Origin of the sequence: Mesorhizobium sp. M00.F.Ca.ET.216.01.1.1, from assembly GCF_004010325.2 — a bacterium.
Classification (GTDB): domain Bacteria; phylum Pseudomonadota; class Alphaproteobacteria; order Rhizobiales; family Rhizobiaceae; genus Mesorhizobium.
The window spans coordinates 78,985-97,104 of record NZ_SADR02000013.1; the positions used below are offsets into that span (position 1 = coordinate 78,985).

The window sequence follows — 18,120 nt, forward strand, 5'->3', positions numbered from 1 at the left end:
AGATGTCCTGGGAAAGGCGTTTCGACGCCCGCACGGTACCGTTATTTCGGCTGGGCCATCAGCGTGGTAGCTTCCAGGCAAGTCGTTCCCGCTCCGGAGGCATCATGCGTAACAAGCTGCAAGAAATCATCCTTGTTCTGTTGCTGCTGCTCGGCGGGTTTACGGCCGGCCACGCAGAGGAGGCCAGGCGGCCGCCGCCCTCAGGCGGGATTCTGTCGCTGCTTCCGCCTCCGCAGACCTCTGATCATTCGATCACCATCGCCGGACGCACATTCGACTATCAGGCAAAGGCAGGCACGCTGTCGCTGCTGTCCGGCAAGGGCGACGTCACTGCTGAAGTTTTTTATGTCGCCTACGCATTACGCTCCGAAGCAAGCCAGTCGCCCGATCCCGGGCGTCCCATCACCTTCGTGTTCAACGGTGGGCCCGGAGCGGCTTCGGCTTATCTCAATCTTGGCGCACTCGGTCCGCGTGTCATCGCGACGGCGGCCGACGGAGGTTTTCTGCCGTCGCCGCAGAGGCTTTTGGACAATCCGAGCACATGGCTCGACATGACCGATTTGGTCTTTGTCGATCCCGTCGGAACAGGTTACAGCCGCGAAGCACCCGGCCACGAAGCGCACGAATTTTGGGGCGTCAACCAGGATGCTGCCTCGATAGGCGCCTTTATCCGGCTTTATCTGGCCCAGACGGGCCGCACAGGGTCGCCAGTATTTCTTGCCGGCGAAAGCTATGGTGGGTTTCGGGCGGCATTGCTTGCCAGAACGCTTCAGGAAGATGTCGGCATCAGTCCGAGCGGCATCGTGCTCATCTCGCCGGCGCTGGAATTCACGCTGGTGCGCCCCGACGAATTCCAGCCGCTGCATTGGGCGCTCGAGCTCCCATCCCTTGCGGCGGTGCGCTTGCGCAGCGAAGGCGTCTCCGGCTCCGCGTTTCGCGAGCGGCTGGCCGAGGTCGAACGCTACGCACTTGGCGATTATCTCGCAGCCCTTGCCGGCGGGCTCGAGCAGGGTGGGCGCCTGACCAGCCAGCACGTGGCCGAAATCACAGGTCTGCCCATCGCACTCGTCGAACGAAACTTTGGACGCATTCCTACTGCACTCTTCGCCAAGGAGTTTGCACGCGCAAGGGGCAATGTTCTCAGCTCCTATGACGGCACGATCGAAACGGCTGATATCAACCCGGAAAGCCCAAGAGTCAGTGGCCCCGACCCAGTGCTCGACAGAAGCGTGCCCGTGCTCACCTCCGCCTTCGTCGGCTATGTGCGCGACGAGTTGCGTTTCCGCACGGATCTGAGCTATCGCCTTCTCAATCCTGAAGTCAGCGGCAATTGGGATTTCGGCACGAACCCGACGCGTCAGGGCTATGCCGGCGTGATGGATGACCTTCAGCGGGCGCGCGTACTGAACCCCGCCCTCAGCGTGCTGATCGTCAACGGCTACACCGACCTGGTGACGCCCTATATGATATCGCGTTATTTGGTGGGCCAGATTCCTTCCCTTCCCGGCGCAAAACCTATTCGCGTCGATCTGCTGGAAGGCGGCCACATGATGTATTTCAGGCCGGATGGCCGGCGCGCGCTGAAAGAGGCCGCATCCGAGCTTTACCAAGCGCCAGAATGAAACAGTTGAGGCTCTGACTCCGCGCTTGGCTCGCCGACCTTTGATCAGCCGCGCCTGACTCCTTTTGCGAGCCTCGATCGTCTTAGCTACATCTGGACACTGGAGTAGAGCCGATGAGCCTCAAGGATAAGAATGTCGTCGTCACTGGCGGAAGCCGTGGCCTTGGGCTGGGACTGGTCGAGGCCCTGGTCGCACACGACGCACACGTGACGGTGGTTGCCCGCAGCGCCGATGCGCTCGGCGCCGTCCGCACCCGACTGGGCGTCGCCACGATCCCCGCCGACGTGACGGACGAGGCTGCAGCCCATTGCATCCTTGCCGAGGTCCGCCCGGACATCCTGGTACTGAACGCCGGCACGCCGCCGCGCATGGCGCGCTTCGATCAGACGAGCTGGGCAGACTTCACCGCGCCCTGGGAGACTGACGTTAAGGCCGGGCTTTATTGGCTGCAGGCGGCGCTCAACCTGCCGCTCAGGCCCGGCAGCCGCGTCCTGGTGGGATCGAGCGGCGCGGCTGTGAACGGATCGCAGATGTCGGGCGGTTATGGCGGCGCCAAACGCATGCTCTGGTTCATGGCCAAATACGCCAACGGCATCTCGAAACAGAAGGAGCTCGGCATCCGTTTCCAGGCGATCGTGCCGCGGCAGATGGTTCTCGGCACCGGGATCGGCGACGCGGCCGCTAACGCCTACGCGCACGACGCGGGTATCAAACCGGAAGACTTCGTGGCCCGGTTCGGCGCGCCGATGCCGCCCCGGGAGTTCGGCGAGAGGGTTGTTTCCGTGTTGGTTGACCCGCAATATGCCGAGGGCTTCGCCTTCGGTCTCAATGGCGATGCTGGCGTCACCATCATCGAGGGGATGGCGGCTTGAGTTCAGGACAGCACTCGCCGAACAGCGACAGCCGGGCGCAGCTCCTCGCCCTGGCCGGCGAGCTACGGCCCGAGCTGCACCGCTATTGCGCGCGTCTCATGGGATCGGTCATCGACGGCGAGGACGTCGTGCAGGACACGCTCGTCCGAGCGCTCGCGGCGCTGCAGGACGTAGAGTTGCAGAACTTGGAGGAGACACCGCCGCTTCGACCCTGGCTGTTCAGGATCGCCCACAACCGCGCTCTCGACCTGCTGCGCAGCCGGGCCGTGCGTATGGCCGAACCGATCGACGCCGCCTCGGACGTCGTCGACCTGGCCAACCCTGATCCCGTGGAGACGCTGATGCGCCAGGAAGCGGTCAAGACCGCGGTGTCGCGCTTTGCCGAACTCCCTATCCTTCAACGGAGCGTCGTCATCCTGAAGGATGTGCTCGGCGAGTCGCTGATGGAGATCGCCGCTCTCCTCGACCTCACGGTCGACGCCGTGAAGGCCCATTTGGCGCGAGGTCGCGCGCGTCTTCGGGAGATCAACGCGCAAGCCGGCCCGCTTGCGAAAGCATTGCCGGCGTCCGCTGCCGTGGCGCGCTATGTCGCGCTGTTCAACCAGCGGGACTGGGACGGCCTGCGGGCGCTGCTGGCCGACGACGTCAAACTCAATCAGTCCTCGCTCCCGCTTCGCGTCGGCCGCGCGGACGTCGGCTTGTTCTTCACCATCTACGCCAAGATCGATGGCGTGTGGCTCGCCCCGGCCTGGCTCGAGGGCCGGGAGGTGATCGCGGTCTTCGAGGACCGTGCCGATCCGAAGCCGAGCTACATGATGTGGCTCGAGTGGCGCGACGGCCGGATCAGCTTCATCCACGACTACCGCCATGTTCGCTATGCCGCCGCTGACGCAGAGCTGACGCTGGCGCCGGAGGCCAAATTCGCGACCGACCGCGCCGCGCACTGACAGCGCGCATAGCCAGATCGTCAAAGATATCCACGGAAGGGTATTCCAATGCATCCAAGATTGCTCAAGACATTCCTCGCGGTCGCGCGAAGCAGAAATATCACCCGTGCGGCAGAGGAGGTTCACCTCGCGCAGTCGAGCGTCAGCGATCAGATTCAGTCCCTTGAAGCCGAGCTTGGGGCTGAGCTCTTTACGCGGTCGAAGCTCGGCCTTGAGGTGACGCGAGCCGGCGAAACATTGAAGCCCTATGCCGAGGAAATTCTGATGCTGGTGGACGAGGCACGCGCTGCTGTGGAAGCAACCACGCAGCGGACGGCCGGAATGGTGACGATCGGCGCGCTGGAGACGGTTGCTTCGATGAAGCTTCCGCGATGGCTGTCGGCTTTCCAGAACGATCATCCTAACATCAATCTTCGGCTGAAGATCGCGGGCAGCGGCGACCTGCTGCGCAAGCTGGAAGACGGCGAGATCGATGTCGCCTTCTGCTTCGACAAGGGCGGCCTCGACGAACGTCTCGCCAAGCGCACGATATCGGCGGAGCCATTGATCCTTGTTGCGGCTCCCGGGGAAGAATTCACGTCGGGGGGAGGCGATTTGACCGCACTTGCCGCCATGAGCTTCGTCGCGACGGAATCCGGATGCGTCTATCGGCACCTGCTCGACAAGGCGTTTGCCGAGGCTGGCATTGCAGCCCCGAGGCTCGCCGCCGAAGTCGGCAGCATCGGGACGATCGCGCGCCTGGTGACGGCTGGCGTGGGCATCGGGCTTGTTCCGCGCCTTGCGGTCGCCGAGGCGCTCGATCGCGGTGAGATTGTCGAAATGCCTTGGCCGGGGCAGGTTGCAACGGCTTCGCTCGTCATGATCTGGCGCCGCAGACGTGTTCAGGCGCCAGCGCTGAAATTGCTGCTGGCGGCCGCGAGCGAGAATTTCGCGCCGGTCAAATCAGCCGGTGACCACCCTCGACATGCAGTATCGTCCCTGTCGTAAAGGCGTTGCCCATCAGAAAGCTGATGGCATCAGCGATATCGTCGGGCTGTCCGACGCGTCCAACCGGCAAGCGCTTCGCCATTGCGCCCAGCGTCTCGTCTTTTTTGTCGCCGGCAACGAAGGTCCAGATCGGCGTGTCGACCCAGCCCGGCGAGACCGCGTTGATCCGCAGCGGCGCCAGTTCGACCGCAAGCGCCCGGACAAGTCCTTCGAGCGCAGCGTTGACGGCGGCGACAACCGAGCCGCGCTCCGATGGCCGGTAGGCGGCGATGCCGGACGTGAAGGTGATCGAGCCTTTGGCGGAAAGCATGGGTGCGCCATATTTGGCCAGCAGCAGCGGCCCGTAGATTTTGCTCTCCACGACCCTTTGCGCTGCCTTCAGCTCAAGCGAAGGCAGTAGCTGATAGGCGCCTTCAATCTCCGCTGCGGTGCTGACGATATGGTCGAGCCGGCCGACCTGCCTGAACAGATCGGCGACGTGGTCCTCCTGCGTGATATCGGCCGTGATCGTGTGTAGCGTCGCATGGTTCTGCAATGCCTCGCGGGCGCGCTTGAGCTTGTCCTCGTTGCGTCCGACGATGCTGACGTTTGCACCGGCGTCCAGGCAACGCTTTGCCAGCGCCAGGCCCATTCCGGAACCACCGCCGGCGATAAGGACTTTCGTATTCACGATTTCTTTTGCCATGTCTTCCATTCCGAACGGTGAAACGCTTCGGCCAAGAATTCGCAGCTTGGGGTGAAAAGAGGAAACGGGAGAAATCGATAATGCCATCGGAGGCTCCGATGATTACCGTCATCGAGTGGGGAGCTGATGAAGTCGTCTGGCGCATGGCCTCCGAAGAACCGGAATCGGCATTGCTGCTGCGCCGAACTTCGGCTCGGAACGGATCATGCGCCGGTTCAAAGTGTCGGAGCATTCAGGCGTCAGCTAGAACCGATAACGCACTCCGACAGTATTTGCGTTGGAACCCTCTCCCATGTTTCCAAACGTACCACCGGCGCCGGATCTGTGGTGGAGCTGATAGACAAGCTCAAAATTGGGGGCCTGCCTCAGCCTGAAAGAAAGCTCCGCGCCGATAAAACCAAGGAACGATGCATCGCCGTCGTAATAGATTTCGCGGGCGCGCTCGATCTCGGTGACGCCCGTAACGGCACTCAATCCGGCCGTCAGCGCCGGCGCAATCGCCAGATCCCCGATGACAAGGCCCTGGTGGCGAAGCCGCATCCCGGCCCAAAGTTCTCCGGATGTATCGTCGTCCTCGCCAAACCTTATGGCAGCCCCAGTCACACAGCCAAGAACAAAACCGGCGCCAACATCGGCGAAGTCACGGCCGTAAGCAGCTCCGATCATGTAATTGTTGGTATAGTCGGCCCCGAAGACGTTGATGGTATCCCCGAAGGACCCGGTCGCAAAGACACCACCGAAAACATAGATGTCGTTCTTCGTCGGCTGACCGGCAGCGAAAGGATCTTCGGTGGCAAAATAGATGAAGGGAGAATTGTTATCGGCGAGGGCGGAAGTAACTGAACCAGTCAGGATCAGCGCAGCCAAAACCGCTTGCACGCCGCCCATAGACAAGCTCCGAATCAATCCTCAGTCGATCATCATTCTTCCGGTATTTTCACGGGAAGAAACAAGGTCTCTGCTCCAGGAATTGGAAAGGGCCCTGTCTTCTTGTTCGATCAAGATTTTTTGCGAATCTTGGTCAAGTGAAAAACCCGGCGTCTGCCCGATTGACTGCGGCAACGTGATGGTCGTGCCGGGCGACATCGTCGTTGCCGACGATGACGGGGGTCGTGACCGTGCCGGTTGCGTAGCAAGGCGGTGACCTGCGGAAATCCAACCTTTGAAGAAGGACGTGAAAGAAGAATATCAGGCATGGCGCAAACGTCAGGTCTAGCGCAGTGGGAAGAACCTGGCTCGACGCTTCTCCCGCGGTCGAGCGCCGTCAATTGCCCGACGCCATTAAGAATAAAGCGGCCGCTCCACGAACGGTCTGCGGATATGCTCGCAAAGTGGAACCAAGTGTTCTATGCTGATAGCCGGCAGCGCGTGGCCGTGATGTCGCTGTTGTCTTGGGCAGGGGGGTTCCATGTTCGAAGTCGTCGAGTTCTGGTGGAAAACAGGACTGAGAGGCTGGTGTTTCGCCGCCAGGATCCCGGGCTTGATCGTCGCGCTGTCCGGGTTGCTTTTGCTCGGACCAGGCATCGCAAATGCACAGCCGAATTGGACGCTCGATCCGTCCGCTTCGGTACTCACCTACCAGTCCGTCAAGAAGAACACGATCGTCGAGACCAACAAGATCAGGAACATCGCCGGCACCCTCTCATCCGCGGGTGATGCCAAGGTCACCTTCGACCTCAATTCGGTCGATACGGGTGTCGACCTCCGCAATGTCCGCATGCGGTTTCTGTTCTTCGAGACATTCAAATATCCGTCGGCCGAGCTGACCGCAAAAGTGGACCCTGCCGCATTCGCCGACATCGCGGCGAAGCGAAGGGTGAAGGCGGTGTTGCCGTTCCGTCTCAACCTGCACGGGGTCGAAAAGGACCTCGAGGCCAGCGTCGTTGTGACCATGATCAGCGACAACATGGTCTCGGTCGCCTCGGAGGCTCCGGTCGCCGTGCATGTCGAGGACTTCGGCCTGCTGCCGAACGTCGACAAGCTCCAGCAGGCGGCCAATGTGACCAATATTGTTCCGACAGCATCGGTGTCCTTCGATTTCGTCTTCACCGCCGACGGCAGCAAGCCGGCTGGCGTCCAGACCGTTGCGGCAGGCGCCGCCGATCTCGGACCCGTCGCCACCGATGCCGCGAAGGCGAACTTCAGCGACGAGGAGTGCCTGAACCGGTTCGCCGTGCTTTCCCGCACCGGAGCCATCTACTTTCGAACTGCGAGCGCGCGGCTCGACGCACAAAGCCGTCCGCTGCTGGCAGAAGTCGTCGGTGTTGTCGGCAAGTGCCCAAGCCTGAAGGTCGAGGTTTCCGGCCACACCGATTCCGACGGCTCGCCAGACGCGAACAAGCTCCTGTCGGAGCGGCGGGCCGAGGCGGTTGCCGACGCTATTGTTGCCGCGGGCATTCCCCGCACCCAGGTCACCGCTGCCGGCTACGGCGAGGAGCGCCCGGTTGCGGCCAATGACACGCCCAAGAACAAGGCGCTCAACCGGCGGATCGAGTTTTCCGCCTCCAAGCCTGTCAACTGAGGAAGGACCTGTTGTCTCGGTGGGGTTTTGATCCGATCGCCTGTTGCGGCAGCTTCATGCGCAGCATCGGGCTTGCAGCGCTCGCCTTGCTTTTGACCTTGACGGCCGCCAATGCCGAACGCCGTGTCGCCCTGGTCCTCGGCAACTCCCAGTACCAGCATGCGCCGGCGCTGGCCAATCCGGTGCGCGACGCCGGGGCCATGGCCGAACGCCTGAAGAGCTTGGATTTTGAAGTCGTTTCCGGCTTCGATCTCACCAAATTGCAGACGCAGGCGACGATCGCGCAGTTCGCAAAACAGGTGCGCGGCGCCGACATCGCCCTTTTCTTCTACGCCGGCCATGGCTTGCAGGTCTCGGGCAGCAACTACCTGCTTCCGGTCGACGCCGCGCTGGAGGATGAGACCTCCCTCGACTTCGAGGCGGTGCCGGTGGATTTCATCCTGCGGCAGATGTCGCGCGAGACCAGCATAAGGCTGGTATTTCTCGACGCTTGCCGGGACAATCCCCTTGTCGAGGTGTTGGCCAAGACCGCCGGCGTCAAGGGCGCAAGCAGCGGCCTCGCCGAAATCCCGATCGAGAATGGCGGTGCCGGCACGCTTGTTGCTTTCGCCGCCAGTCCCAACCAGCTTGCCTATGACGGATCGGGCGAACATTCGCCTTTCTCGTCGGCGCTGCTGGCGCATATCGGTGAACCAAATGTCTCCATCACCGAAGCGATGAACCGGGTTACCGCCGATGTCTTCAAGGCGACCGCCGGCAAACAGCGCCCCTGGAGCAACGTTTCGCTGACCACCGAGGTTGTTCTGCACAAGATCGATCTCAACGCGCCGCTGATCGTCGGTGAGGCGAGCGCCCCACAGGCCGAAGGTGGTTCGGAGGCGCGCAACGCCACCGCGGCGGCAAGTCCATCAGGCTCGGATGATGATCAGCTTGCACTCAATGTGCTGCGTCAGAAAATCCCTAAGCTGGCTTCGGACGACCCGATCTTTTTCGACCATCCCATCGACTTCGGTGATCCGGCAATCGACGGCAAGAGCATCGCCCAGCTGATCAAGGGCAAGCCGCGCTTCAGTCCGGTGGAAGGGCTCGACAAGTCAATATGGGAGGACAAGCACTGCGATGGCTGTCATGAGTGGAACGAAGCCCGGCTGTGCGAACAGGCGAAAAATTTCGCTACCAACGATGTCTCCGTGTTGCGGCTGGAACATCCGCTGGGGACACGCTTCAAGGTAGCGCTGGCCAAATGGGCCCAGGGTGGCTGCAAGTAAGGAAGCGGACTTAATATGATGCATCCGCAGATTGGCGCAGCGCCTCGATCTCCGCCATCTGGATGCCCATCTCGACAAAGGCGGAAAGAACGGAAAAACGGTCCGCGAGCGCAACACGCGCCAGCCCGGCCAAAACCCCCGCGTTGACGGCATGGGCGGCCGGCAAAGGCCGCAAGCCCGTTGCGTCCATAGCTGAACCGTTGTCATGCCATCCTGCAGCCAGGGCAATCCAGGCGGCGGGCGTTGTCGGCGGCATTGCCGCAGCTTTGCTCACGGCCGCACGATGGTGAGGACTGTCCGGTTCGCTGACCCAGTCGCGAACAAGCGCGAGCAATTCTCGATCCTTGCCGTCGAGCAGCTCGGTCAGGTGATTCAGGCACTCATGGGCCCACCAGACCGCGGCCCGCTCGGGAAGCAGATAGGCGCAGAAGGTAATGGCTTCCTCGGGTGTGCGCCCGCAGAGAAGGTCGCGGCAAAACTCGATCGAAGCCTGTTCGGTCGGAAGGGCGGTCATGTCCCTGGTAACAGCGGGACAAGCCATGAAAAGATGCCGTGCCGTTTTGAATCGGAGCCCATTGGCCATGACCGCCACGCTTTCATCAAGGAGCAACCGGCACTCAAGCCCCCGGCGAGGCACGGGTCAAGTCTCAGTCCATGGCAAGCGGCAGCCGCCGATCAGGTCGGCATTCTCGCACGGCGCTGAATTCAGGGTCGATCGGCTGAAGTTTGGAGGATTGTTGTAGGTAGCCGGCCTTCAGTTGTTGTTGAGCACGCCACCCACCGCCACGCCGGTGCCGAAGATCAGCGCCTTGGTCAGGAAGTCGTTGTCCTGCGGCGGCGGGGGATCGTCCCGTCGCACCACGGTCTCGCGGTTGCGCCTTTTCTGAACGACCTGCTCTTGTTTGCGGGTCTTCTTCTGCGCCACCGGCTTTTGCGGGCGGGCCTTCTGCGCCACCTGCTTTTTCGGCTGTGCCGCACGGGCCTGATCGGCGGCATGTCTGGCGCGCACCGATTCCATCATCGGATCTGTCTGGATCACAAGGAACGACAGTTGCTCGCGCGTCAGATAGGTGGTCTGCGGCAGGCCGTTCTTCGCTTGCCAGATGCCGATCGCTTGGCGTGTCTTCGGGCCTATGTTTCCGTCGATACGGCCAAGTTCGTTGCCCAGGGCCTCGATGCGCAACTGCAGATCGATGCGGCCGTCGCGGTCGAGACCGATCGCACTTTCCGTCAACTCGGTACCGGGGGTTTGCTTCACATCGTCCGAAACGCCAACCGAAGTGCGCACGGCAGAACCGGATTTGGCGTTCGCCTCGTCCGTATCGAGTGCCGCGACCTGCCGGTTTTCGGCTTTCGGTTCCTTCAATTGATCGATGTTCAGGCGTGCCACTGTGGCGAAGCGGCCGCCCGGGAACTGTTCGAGATAGGCTTCGTAGAACGGCACGGAATTGCGCTTCGAAGCTTCATCCCAGAGGCGCTGCTCGACTTCCCAGGCAGGAGGTTCGGCAGCGACCACGGGAGCAGGAGCGGGTGTTGTCGCGGCGTTGGATGCGTCGGCGACGGGTTTTGCGGCGGGCGCCGCTTCCGCGACGGATTTTCCAAGGAAGACCTCGCGCCCCAGTGACGCGTTGTGCCAGGGCCGCTGGCGACCTTGCGTGGTCTCGGTCACTTCGCCGCGCACGCGCGTCAGCGCGCTCTGGATTTCAATGCCGGGTTCGGTCAGGTGCCTGGCCAGCGCCGTGGAGTACGGACTGTCGACGCCGTTGCCGTCGAAAGCGATGGCGCCTGGATCCGTTGCATAGGCGATCAGGATGCCGCCGGTTCCAACGCCGTCTGACTTTGCTTGTATCGGCGCCAGGCCCGAGCCCAACGAGGTGGAGCGGCTCTTCGGCATTGCGGCGGCCAGCGTCCTGGCCAGCGGATTGTCGCGGCAGGCATCGAGAATGATGATGCCAACCGCCGGTTCGGGCGGCAGCGCCGCCATGAAGTCGTCGATCTGGATGGTGCGGGTCTTGAGATAAGCGGGCGATGTCAACTCGGCGTCGACCGGAATCAGGAAATTCTTGCCGTCGACCTGCATGCCGTGGCCGGCATAAAAAATCACCGCGAGATCGGCGTCGTAGGATTGCTCTGTAAACCGGCTGATCAGGCCGCGCATGCCTGCATTGTCCTGATCGGTCCCCTCGATCACCTGGAAGCCGGCATTGCGCAGCGTGGACGCGATGAGGTGCGCATCATTGGCGGGGTTGGCCAAGGCAACGGCATGGACGTATTTGCTGTTGCCGATGACCAGCGCGACGCGTTTGGCGTCGGGCGCCGCAGCCTGCGCGCCAACCGAGGCGATGACAAAAAGAACAAGCCCGATCAGAAAGACGACATACGCTTTCATGGATCAGTCCTCCACGCGCCGAGGCGCGCGATTTACCTTGCGCCAGGCCGTTTCTTGCGACAAGCCGTTTCTGCAAGAAAAACACCGGCGGGTATGTGATCTTGGTTACAGTTGGAGAATTTGCCGGCGTGTAGAGAACGTCTGCGAATGTTGATTTGGCATCGTACCCGCTCGCCGGAAAGCCAGTCGGATCGTTGACAGACAACCGTTTCAGAATTTGGTATGTTTCACGGCCAGCGAAACCGGATGCTCACAGGAGTGACCGTTATGCAGTGGGGCAGCTCAGCCTTTGTGTTGGCGGTCGTGCTTTTGTCGACCCACGTTTCCGCCGACCCGCTTCAGAAATCAGAAGACATCGTGAAGTTCTTTGGCGGCGCTGCCGATCTCGGCAAGTCGCGTGGAATTTGTGTCGGCACCGAGGACGAGTGCAAGAGCAAGACAGACGACGCTCCGGCCGAAAAATCCAGCCTCGATATGCTGATCAATTTCGGGCTGGATTCGGCCGAACTCGACGCCAAGGCGCGCGCTGAACTCGACGAGTTCGCCAAGGCGCTGAGGGACGATCGGCTGAGCACGCTCAGCTTCGTCGTCGAAGGCTACACCGACGCTTCCGGCTCGGCCCGCTACAATAGCGGACTGTCGGAACGAAGAGCGCAATCGGTGACAGCTTTCCTGACGTCCAGCGGCATCGAACCTGCCCGCATCAAAGCGATTGGCTTGGGTGAAACGCATCCGCGCAACCCCAACCCGTATGATCCGGTCAACCGTCGGGTGGAAATGCGGATAAGCGCGCAGTAGCTTCCCAAGCAGCCGCGCTCCGTACTCACAGCGTGTTCTGAACGGAGCCCACGATAGCCACGATTGCCTGCTTGTATTTTTCGAACTCGGGCGATGTCTGCCGGACCTCCGTCGTAGTCGTCGTCTGCTGGCTCACCGCAGTCGTCGCCGAGCTCAGCTTGCGGCCCATTTTCCGTTCCGCCCAGTCAACGACATAGCTGGCGGTCTTGCCGGTCAGAAACGGGTTGGCCTGAATGACGGCAGACCCAAGCACGATGCTCAATTGCGCCGGACCCGGCGCCGCCAACACCTGATGCGCGCCTTCCATTCCCAGGAAATGGCAGAGATAGAGCCGGCCGGCCGTGATCTGGTGGCCGCGCGCCCGAAGATAGGCTTCGCCTTCGCGGGCCAGATTGCGCACCATTTCGCGCGAGATCGTGGCGTCGTAGCGCAAAGCGAGCAGGTCGGCGGTCGACAGGGTCCGCGCAAGTTCGGGGCGGTAGGTGTTCATCATCCTGATCCAGGTCTTTGTTATGAACTGACCGGCGCCGGTCGCCGAAGAAAGCGGGTTCTTGGCACGGGCACTGCCGCCGCTTTCCACATGAACGATACGGTCGGTCAGTGTCTCGACAGCGGAATCGTCCGTTGCGACTACGGCAACCGTGCCCAGGGGGTCGATAGCTCCGCCGTTCTGATAGAGTTCGAAATGCAGATGCGGCCCGGTCGAAAGCCCGGTGGTGCCGATGTAGCCAATGATGTCGCCGGCCTTCACCTTGGTGCCGACAGCGTTCTTGACCGCGAATTTCTGCATATGCGCATAGCGCGTCTCGCGCCCGTTCCCGTGCGAAATCTTCACCAGGTTGCCGTAGCCGCCGCCATCGCCCTGAAAGACGATTTCGCCATCGAAGGCCGCTGCAATCGGCGTGCCCACGGGTGCTGCCCAGTCGACGCCCTTGTGGATGCGAACGGTCCCGAGGATCGGATGCTTGCGTGGCCCGAACGTGGATGTCAGCACCCCGTTGACCGGCGTCACCATGCCGTTGGTAACCGTCAGCGAGCGGACCTGGTCGTCGCCGCTAACGCAGGCGAATTGGCCGTCGCCCTGCTGGAAGACGAAGCAGTCGAGGGTTTTTTCCGTACCCTGGACGCCCACATACAGCACCCGTCCCGCGGTCTCGTCCTTGCCGCGCGGTGTCTGCGAATAGATCAGCACAAGACGCTGGTCTTCGCTGGCGAAGGCATCCAGATCCTGTCCTCTCGACAGGTACATGATTGCTTCTCCGATCACGCCGCTCGGAACCTTGTTGCGTGCAGCCGTCGAATAGATTGCGTCGAGCAGGCGGTATTGCCTCTTATGCGTGCCTTCCTGCGGCGCGCCGGAGTAATTGAACAGGTCTTCACGGACCCACGGGTCGACACCCGACACAAACGCACCGGCGGCACTGCGCGTCAGCGTTCCGACAAACACGTTCTTGGCGTAGATCGAAACCTGCATGAGCGACATCGTTGTCGTCTCGCGCGTCGGCCTGAAACCGCGCATCGCGACGACATAACCCGGCTCCAGGCTATCCCGGTTGAAAAGCGCCTTCAGGGCTTCGCCTGCCAGCTTGGCGTCTTCAGCGGAGAAATGCGCATCCAAGGCAATGCTGTCCAGACTGCGGTCGTTAAGGATCTTCACGAACGTGTCTTCGGTCGCCTCGAAGCGTTGATATTCACTCGTGACAGTTGCGACGCTCGTGTTGTTTTCCACCTGGGTCTTCTGGAATGCGGGAAGGGCTGCCTCGCCTGCATCGATTGTCTCGCCCCAGCCGGCTTCTGGATCGCTGGCGTCCGCTTGCGGGTCCGATGCAGCCGGGGCCTCGTCTGGAACGGGCGATGGCTGAAGATCGTTTTGCAGGTCGCTGGATGGCGCCGGGGCGGTCTGCCGCTGCGCCTGGAAGAATGCGAAATCTTCTTGCGTCGACGGTATCGTCGTCATGAATTTTTCGCTGGCGCTGAGCATCACGTCGGACAGGATTTCGATCTCGGGAGAGACCCCGGCCTGATCGAGCTCTGCCGGTCGCGCCATCGAATGGCCCTTCGTTGCGCTATCGGCGTCGGGAGCAAGGGTAATCCACATCGGGTCCCCGGCGAGATCGATGATGGCTGGCACATAGACCGACGCATCGGCCGGCATATCCTCCGTCCCTTCGACCGCGTGCAGCTCTTCATCCTCGTCGCCGAACGACCAATAATCCGCGGTGAGATAGAAGCCGGCGGCGATCGAAAGCAGGACGATCACAGAGAGGCCGACTATGAGCCTGCGCCAGAGCTTTCGTCTGCGAAGCGCGAGACGCGCCTGCTTCTTCAGCTTGAAGCTCGCGTCGATACTGTGCGTCATGGCCTGTTTCCGGTCAGGAAAAAGGTCCACCGCACCTGTTCGAGCGTATCGACTTCAACAAATCGTGCCGCGATATGGCCGCGCTGCCAACATTCATCGATGCCGCGTATCGAGAAGCGCCGCCGGTCGATGCACATTTCGATCGACCCGGTCAGGACCGCGTGACCGAAGACGTCCGTCGCATAGATGTAGACGTAGCGGTTCTCCAACTCCTCGCGAATGACGTTCACGCACTGGTTTGCGCCGATGGTCCACCAGCCGTCGGTCTGGTCGGCATTGTCGACCTTCTGGCCGACGGCGAGATTGACGACGTCGAGCGTCTGATTGCAGACGGTGAATTCGGCGCGCGCTTCATGGGGCAACAGCACAGCCAGCAATGCAGCGCCCGCGATCGCCGCAAGCTTCATCCGACCTGTCAGGACGAGCAGGGTCCGGGCCCAATCACACTGTTTTTTGGGCTGGACGGCGGGCGGCAAGGAAAAACGCGAGCGGCGGAGTTCCATCGGCGTCCATGCTACCCGCCGAGCCGGAAATACTTGGCCGTCGCGGAGAATTCAGATCCCGTGATCCCGATTTCTTCGAGAATTTTGGGCAGCAGTACCGATGCTGGCGTCGGCGTTGAGAACGCAGCCGCTTCAATATCCTGAGGCCCAGTGATCACCATTATGATCTGCGGCACGGCCTTGCGGGCTGCCCTGTCGGCGGCGCCGAGGCCGATCGGGATACTGAAGGTGGCCTTGTCCGACTGAGCGACAACACGGTCATCGAGATTGAAGGCCATGCCTTTGTGATCGATCAACAGCACGCTGGAAATGAGCCCGCCACGCGTCACCAGCGTGCCGCCTATCGGCGAACCGTTCGGCACGGATGTTCTATCGAGAACAAGCTGCGGCCTGTCGGCTCCTGTCTGGCCCAGAAAGCGCAGAAAGTTGGTGACTTCGCATTGGCTTGGTTCGATGAGGCGGACGCTGATGTCCGGCTCGACATGGAACTTTTCCCGGAAATCGCCAAGCATCCGCTCGAACGGCTGCACTGCCGTTCCAAATCCTTCGATCGCGACGGCCTTGTCGGTTGCCGGCGTCATCGCCGCATAGAAACAATCGCCGCCGCTGAAGTCGCGTACCCAGGAGACCTGTCGCGCGACGCCGTCGGCGGCCGGTGGAATTTCCGGTTTGGGGACATTCAAGGCGACAGCGGCGTCCTCAGGCTGCTTGCCCGCAGGCGGTTCGGCCTGCTGCCCCTTTGCGGTATCCGTCTGGCTTGCAGTGGGTTCGGGCGCTTGCGCGGCCGCCTTGGATACCCCCTGCTGGTCGGCTGGTTGCTCGGGCTTCTGGTTCTGCACGACAACCGGCTTCTCGGCCGGCGACGGGACTGGAGCGATCTTGCCGGGCGGTGGGACCGTCTTCTCGCTGGTCACCGTATCCGGCTGAATTGTCGGTGGGGCTTTTTCGGCTGGCGCCTGCGCCTCGGCGGCCGGCGGCTCGGGGGCTTTACCCGTTGGCGCGGGAAGTTTGGCGGTTGGTGTCGGCTCTGGCTTTTGGCCGGCTGCGGCATCGGCCTGATTTTCAGCTGGCGGAGTTGCCTTCAACCGCTCGTTGTCTGGGGCGTTCGCAACATTATCGACAGGATCTGGTTTCGCTATCTCTGGTGCGGACAGCGACGTCTCGCCGGCCGTCGGCGTGGAAGGCGCCATGACGCCGCTCAGGTAAATGCCTGCACCGGAGGCGACAGCCAAAATTGCCAGGGCAGCGATCGCGATGGATCGTGTCTTTGCGGACTTTCCGGGGAGATCAGGCGTGGCCGCGCGGGCAGCGCCGGCGGCTGCCGAAGGCCGCGGTTCGGACAGATGCGCCGGCCGGACGTGTGGGACGAAGCGCTGCTCAGCTGGAGCCGAAGGTTGGCCCTGGATCTTGGAACCCGGCGCAAGTGTTCCCCCGGCTCGCGGCAAACTAGGCCGGTCACGGGGTGTGATGGACGTCGGTGGCGTTGTCCCCTCGTTCTCATCACGCGTCGTCCTGGCGATTTCAGCCATGCTGATCGGCCGGTCTTGCGGGTCCGGTTGCAGCATCGCCTCAACAAGTCCCCGGAAATCGGCATCGATGTCGGACAGGTCCGGCACGGTCCGGCGCTTTTCCACGATCTCGAACTGGGAGCCGCCCATGTCGATCGGCTTCCCGCGCAGGACGGCAGCCAATACCAACCCGAGGCTGTAGATATCGGATTGCTCGCTGACATCGCCGCCGTACAGCCCGAGCTGCTCGGGAGAAACGTAGTTGTACTTTCCCGCGAACTTTCCGCCGATCAGCGTCTCACCGCCCACCGTGGCCGACCGCGCGATGCCGAAGTCGATGATCTTTGCGCGGTCGACCCGACCCCCTGGCAGGATGATATTGTCCGGGGAAAGGTCGCGATGTATCGCTCCCGCCTGGTGCACGGCGCTCAGGCCGGACGCGAGGCGGTGACAAAGCTTACGCACGTCCTCCGTCGGCATCGCGCCGCGTCGCATGACATCGAACAGCGACTCGCCGTCGACGAACTCCATGGCAAGGTAGGGGCGGCCGATCCCGGGATCGATCGTGAAGACGTGATATCGCACCACCGCATCGTGCGACAGGTGATTGAGGATCGACGCTTCCTTGCGGAACAGCGAAAGAATCGTCTGGTCACGGGCGAATTCGGGCAAGACGATCTTGATCGCGACATGGTCGCCGGTCTGGATGTTGTGGCCACGGTAGACCTCGCCCATGCCGCCGAAAGCGATCCGCTCGTCGAGTTCGTAGATGCCGCTGAGCTGCGTGCCTACGGCGGTACTGGCCAGGTTCGGCGATATTCGCGTCTTGTCGTCGGCGCTCATAGCCTCAGCCCTCCGCCCTGGACAGGTCCGGATGCTGTCGGCCGTTGCGCCCGGCTCCGGCCTTCACGAGCACAATGGTGACATTGTCCGTTCCGCCTCGCGCCAGCACCATTTCCAGCAGGTTTTCGCACGCCGCCTGCGCCGTCGCCGACACAGCTGCCGCCTCGATCTCGGCGTCGGTGACATGCGCCGTCAGCCCATCGGTGCTCAACAGGAAAATGTCTCCCGGCATGATTTCGCCCTGCTGGAAGTCGATGACGATCTCGTCGCTGACGCCGACCGCATGCGTGATGACATTGCGGCGCGGCCAGGTGAGCGCTTCGGCCGCGCTGATCATGCCCCGGTCGAGAAGTTCCTGGACTTCGGTGTGGTCCTTCGAAATCTGCGAGATCGAGCCGTTGCGGATCAGATAGACACGGCTGTCGCCCGCCCACAGGCAGGCAAACCGCCCATCCATCGCCAGCAGGGCGGCGACAGTGGATCCAATGGTTATGCCGCGAGATTGGGATATCCTGCGGATTTCGGCATTGGCCCGGCTCAGCCGGTCCTCGAAGCGCGCGCGAAGATCCGGTGCCGAGCTTGCAATGCCGATCGTTGCCAGATGCTCGACAATGCTAGCCGAGGCGACTTCTCCGGCTTCATGTCCGCCCATTCCGTCGGCCACCACCCAGAGGCCGGCTTGCGGCTCGACCAGATAGTTGTCTTCATTGTGCTCACGGACACAGCCTTTGTGGCTCACGCCGAAGCTTTCAAAGGGAGGAGCGACATCGTTCAATTTGTCACCAAGCGCTTCGCAAGCGTCCTCTGCGACGCACCGT

Annotated in this window: 16 protein-coding genes; 7 read left to right on the top strand and 9 right to left on the bottom strand. The window is 62.1% G+C overall.

Translation table 11 applies throughout. From position 1 onward, the window contains the following. Positions 1-104 precede the first annotated feature (104 nt). From EN859_RS18140 to EN859_RS18155, 4 genes are all read left to right on the top strand, one after another. The gene (locus EN859_RS18140) at positions 105-1,622 is read left to right on the top strand and encodes an alpha/beta hydrolase (protein WP_127854287.1); all 1,518 of its coding nucleotides are present in this window, start codon (positions 105-107) and stop codon (positions 1,620-1,622) included. A gap of 113 nt (positions 1,623-1,735) precedes the next feature. Beyond that, entirely contained in the window at positions 1,736-2,494 is a 759-nt protein-coding gene (locus EN859_RS18145; protein ID WP_127854286.1) for an SDR family oxidoreductase, read from the top strand. Beyond that, complete coding sequence (locus EN859_RS18150; RefSeq protein ID WP_127854285.1) at positions 2,491-3,441, top strand: sigma-70 family RNA polymerase sigma factor; 951 nt, start codon at positions 2,491-2,493, stop codon at positions 3,439-3,441. Before EN859_RS18145 ends, EN859_RS18150 begins: the two co-directional genes overlap by 4 nt. 48 nt (positions 3,442-3,489) lie before the next feature. Then, positions 3,490-4,428, top strand: coding sequence for a LysR family transcriptional regulator (locus EN859_RS18155; protein ID WP_127854284.1), 939 nt, complete (start codon positions 3,490-3,492; stop codon positions 4,426-4,428). Here the strand turns inward: EN859_RS18155 and EN859_RS18160 are convergent. The 3 genes from EN859_RS18160 to EN859_RS38140 form a co-directional block, all read right to left on the bottom strand. Beyond that, positions 4,379-5,113: an SDR family oxidoreductase gene (locus EN859_RS18160; protein ID WP_127854283.1), complete on the bottom strand. Its 735-nt coding sequence runs from the start codon at positions 5,111-5,113 to the stop codon at positions 4,379-4,381. The genes EN859_RS18155 and EN859_RS18160 overlap by 50 nt on opposite strands. Before the next feature lie 243 nt (positions 5,114-5,356). Further along, positions 5,357-6,001 (bottom strand): hypothetical protein, encoded by a 645-nt coding sequence (locus EN859_RS38135; protein WP_189502063.1) that lies wholly within the window; start codon positions 5,999-6,001, stop codon positions 5,357-5,359. Between the two features lie 21 nt (positions 6,002-6,022). Next, positions 6,023-6,199: a hypothetical protein gene (locus EN859_RS38140; protein ID WP_189502065.1), complete on the bottom strand. Its 177-nt coding sequence runs from the start codon at positions 6,197-6,199 to the stop codon at positions 6,023-6,025. 322 nt (positions 6,200-6,521) lie between these two features. On the opposite strand from EN859_RS38140, the gene EN859_RS18175 reads away from it, so the two are divergent. Continuing rightward, positions 6,522-7,634 carry an OmpA family protein gene (locus EN859_RS18175; RefSeq protein WP_127854280.1) on the top strand — a complete coding sequence of 371 codons (1,113 nt, stop codon included), beginning with the start codon at positions 6,522-6,524 and terminating at the stop codon, positions 7,632-7,634. A 56-nt stretch (positions 7,635-7,690) separates the two neighbouring features. Then, on the top strand, positions 7,691-8,902 hold the full coding sequence (locus tag EN859_RS18180; RefSeq protein WP_245525608.1) for a caspase domain-containing protein: 1,212 nt from the start codon (positions 7,691-7,693) through the stop codon (positions 8,900-8,902). A gap of 10 nt (positions 8,903-8,912) precedes the next feature. Here EN859_RS18180 and EN859_RS18185 read toward each other — a convergent pair whose 3' ends face one another. Both EN859_RS18185 and EN859_RS18190 read right to left on the bottom strand, forming a co-directional pair. Next, a complete protein-coding gene (locus tag EN859_RS18185) occupies positions 8,913-9,512 on the bottom strand; it encodes a hypothetical protein (protein ID WP_245525609.1) in 600 nt (199 codons plus the stop codon). Positions 9,513-9,656: 144 nt separating this feature from the next. Beyond that, positions 9,657-11,291, bottom strand: coding sequence for a caspase family protein (locus EN859_RS18190; RefSeq protein WP_127854278.1), 1,635 nt, complete (start codon positions 11,289-11,291; stop codon positions 9,657-9,659). A 267-nt stretch (positions 11,292-11,558) separates the two neighbouring features. Between EN859_RS18190 and EN859_RS18195 the strand changes: the two genes are divergently transcribed. Continuing rightward, positions 11,559-12,089 (top strand): OmpA family protein, encoded by a 531-nt coding sequence (locus EN859_RS18195; protein ID WP_127854277.1) that lies wholly within the window; start codon positions 11,559-11,561, stop codon positions 12,087-12,089. 25 nt (positions 12,090-12,114) lie between these two features. Here EN859_RS18195 and EN859_RS18200 read toward each other — a convergent pair whose 3' ends face one another. The 4 genes from EN859_RS18200 to EN859_RS18215 all read right to left on the bottom strand — a co-directional run bounded on the left by EN859_RS18200 (position 12,115) and on the right by EN859_RS18215 (position 18,077). Beyond that, positions 12,115-14,448, bottom strand: coding sequence for a M23 family metallopeptidase (locus EN859_RS18200; protein WP_127854276.1), 2,334 nt, complete (start codon positions 14,446-14,448; stop codon positions 12,115-12,117). Next, positions 14,445-14,855, bottom strand: a complete 411-nt coding sequence (locus tag EN859_RS18205) for a DUF1036 domain-containing protein (RefSeq protein WP_245525610.1) — start codon at positions 14,853-14,855, stop codon at positions 14,445-14,447. Before EN859_RS18205 ends, EN859_RS18200 begins: the two co-directional genes overlap by 4 nt. A 107-nt stretch (positions 14,856-14,962) precedes the next feature. Then, positions 14,963-17,302: a serine/threonine-protein kinase gene (locus EN859_RS18210; protein ID WP_127854275.1), complete on the bottom strand. Its 2,340-nt coding sequence runs from the start codon at positions 17,300-17,302 to the stop codon at positions 14,963-14,965. 4 nt (positions 17,303-17,306) lie between these two features. Next, positions 17,307-18,077, bottom strand: coding sequence for a protein phosphatase 2C domain-containing protein (locus EN859_RS18215; RefSeq protein ID WP_127854274.1), 771 nt, complete (start codon positions 18,075-18,077; stop codon positions 17,307-17,309). Positions 18,078-18,120 lie beyond the last annotated feature (43 nt).

Coding starts and splice junctions, on each gene's coding strand:
- EN859_RS18140 (WP_127854287.1), top strand. CDS start 105: ATGCGTAACAAGCTGCAAGAAATCATCCTTGTTCTGTTGCTGCTGCTC.
- EN859_RS18145 (WP_127854286.1), top strand. CDS start 1,736: ATGAGCCTCAAGGATAAGAATGTCGTCGTCACTGGCGGAAGCCGTGGC.
- EN859_RS18155 (WP_127854284.1), top strand. CDS start 3,490: ATGCATCCAAGATTGCTCAAGACATTCCTCGCGGTCGCGCGAAGCAGA.
- EN859_RS18160 (WP_127854283.1), bottom strand. CDS start 5,113: ATGGCAAAAGAAATCGTGAATACGAAAGTCCTTATCGCCGGCGGTGGT.
- EN859_RS38135 (WP_189502063.1), bottom strand. CDS start 6,001: ATGGGCGGCGTGCAAGCGGTTTTGGCTGCGCTGATCCTGACTGGTTCA.
- EN859_RS38140 (WP_189502065.1), bottom strand. CDS start 6,199: ATGTCGCCCGGCACGACCATCACGTTGCCGCAGTCAATCGGGCAGACG.
- EN859_RS18175 (WP_127854280.1), top strand. CDS start 6,522: ATGTTCGAAGTCGTCGAGTTCTGGTGGAAAACAGGACTGAGAGGCTGG.
- EN859_RS18180 (WP_245525608.1), top strand. CDS start 7,691: ATGCGCAGCATCGGGCTTGCAGCGCTCGCCTTGCTTTTGACCTTGACG.
- EN859_RS18190 (WP_127854278.1), bottom strand. CDS start 11,291: ATGAAAGCGTATGTCGTCTTTCTGATCGGGCTTGTTCTTTTTGTCATC.
- EN859_RS18195 (WP_127854277.1), top strand. CDS start 11,559: ATGCAGTGGGGCAGCTCAGCCTTTGTGTTGGCGGTCGTGCTTTTGTCG.
- EN859_RS18200 (WP_127854276.1), bottom strand. CDS start 14,448: ATGACGCACAGTATCGACGCGAGCTTCAAGCTGAAGAAGCAGGCGCGT.
- EN859_RS18205 (WP_245525610.1), bottom strand. CDS start 14,855: ATGAAGCTTGCGGCGATCGCGGGCGCTGCATTGCTGGCTGTGCTGTTG.
- EN859_RS18210 (WP_127854275.1), bottom strand. CDS start 17,302: ATGAGCGCCGACGACAAGACGCGAATATCGCCGAACCTGGCCAGTACC.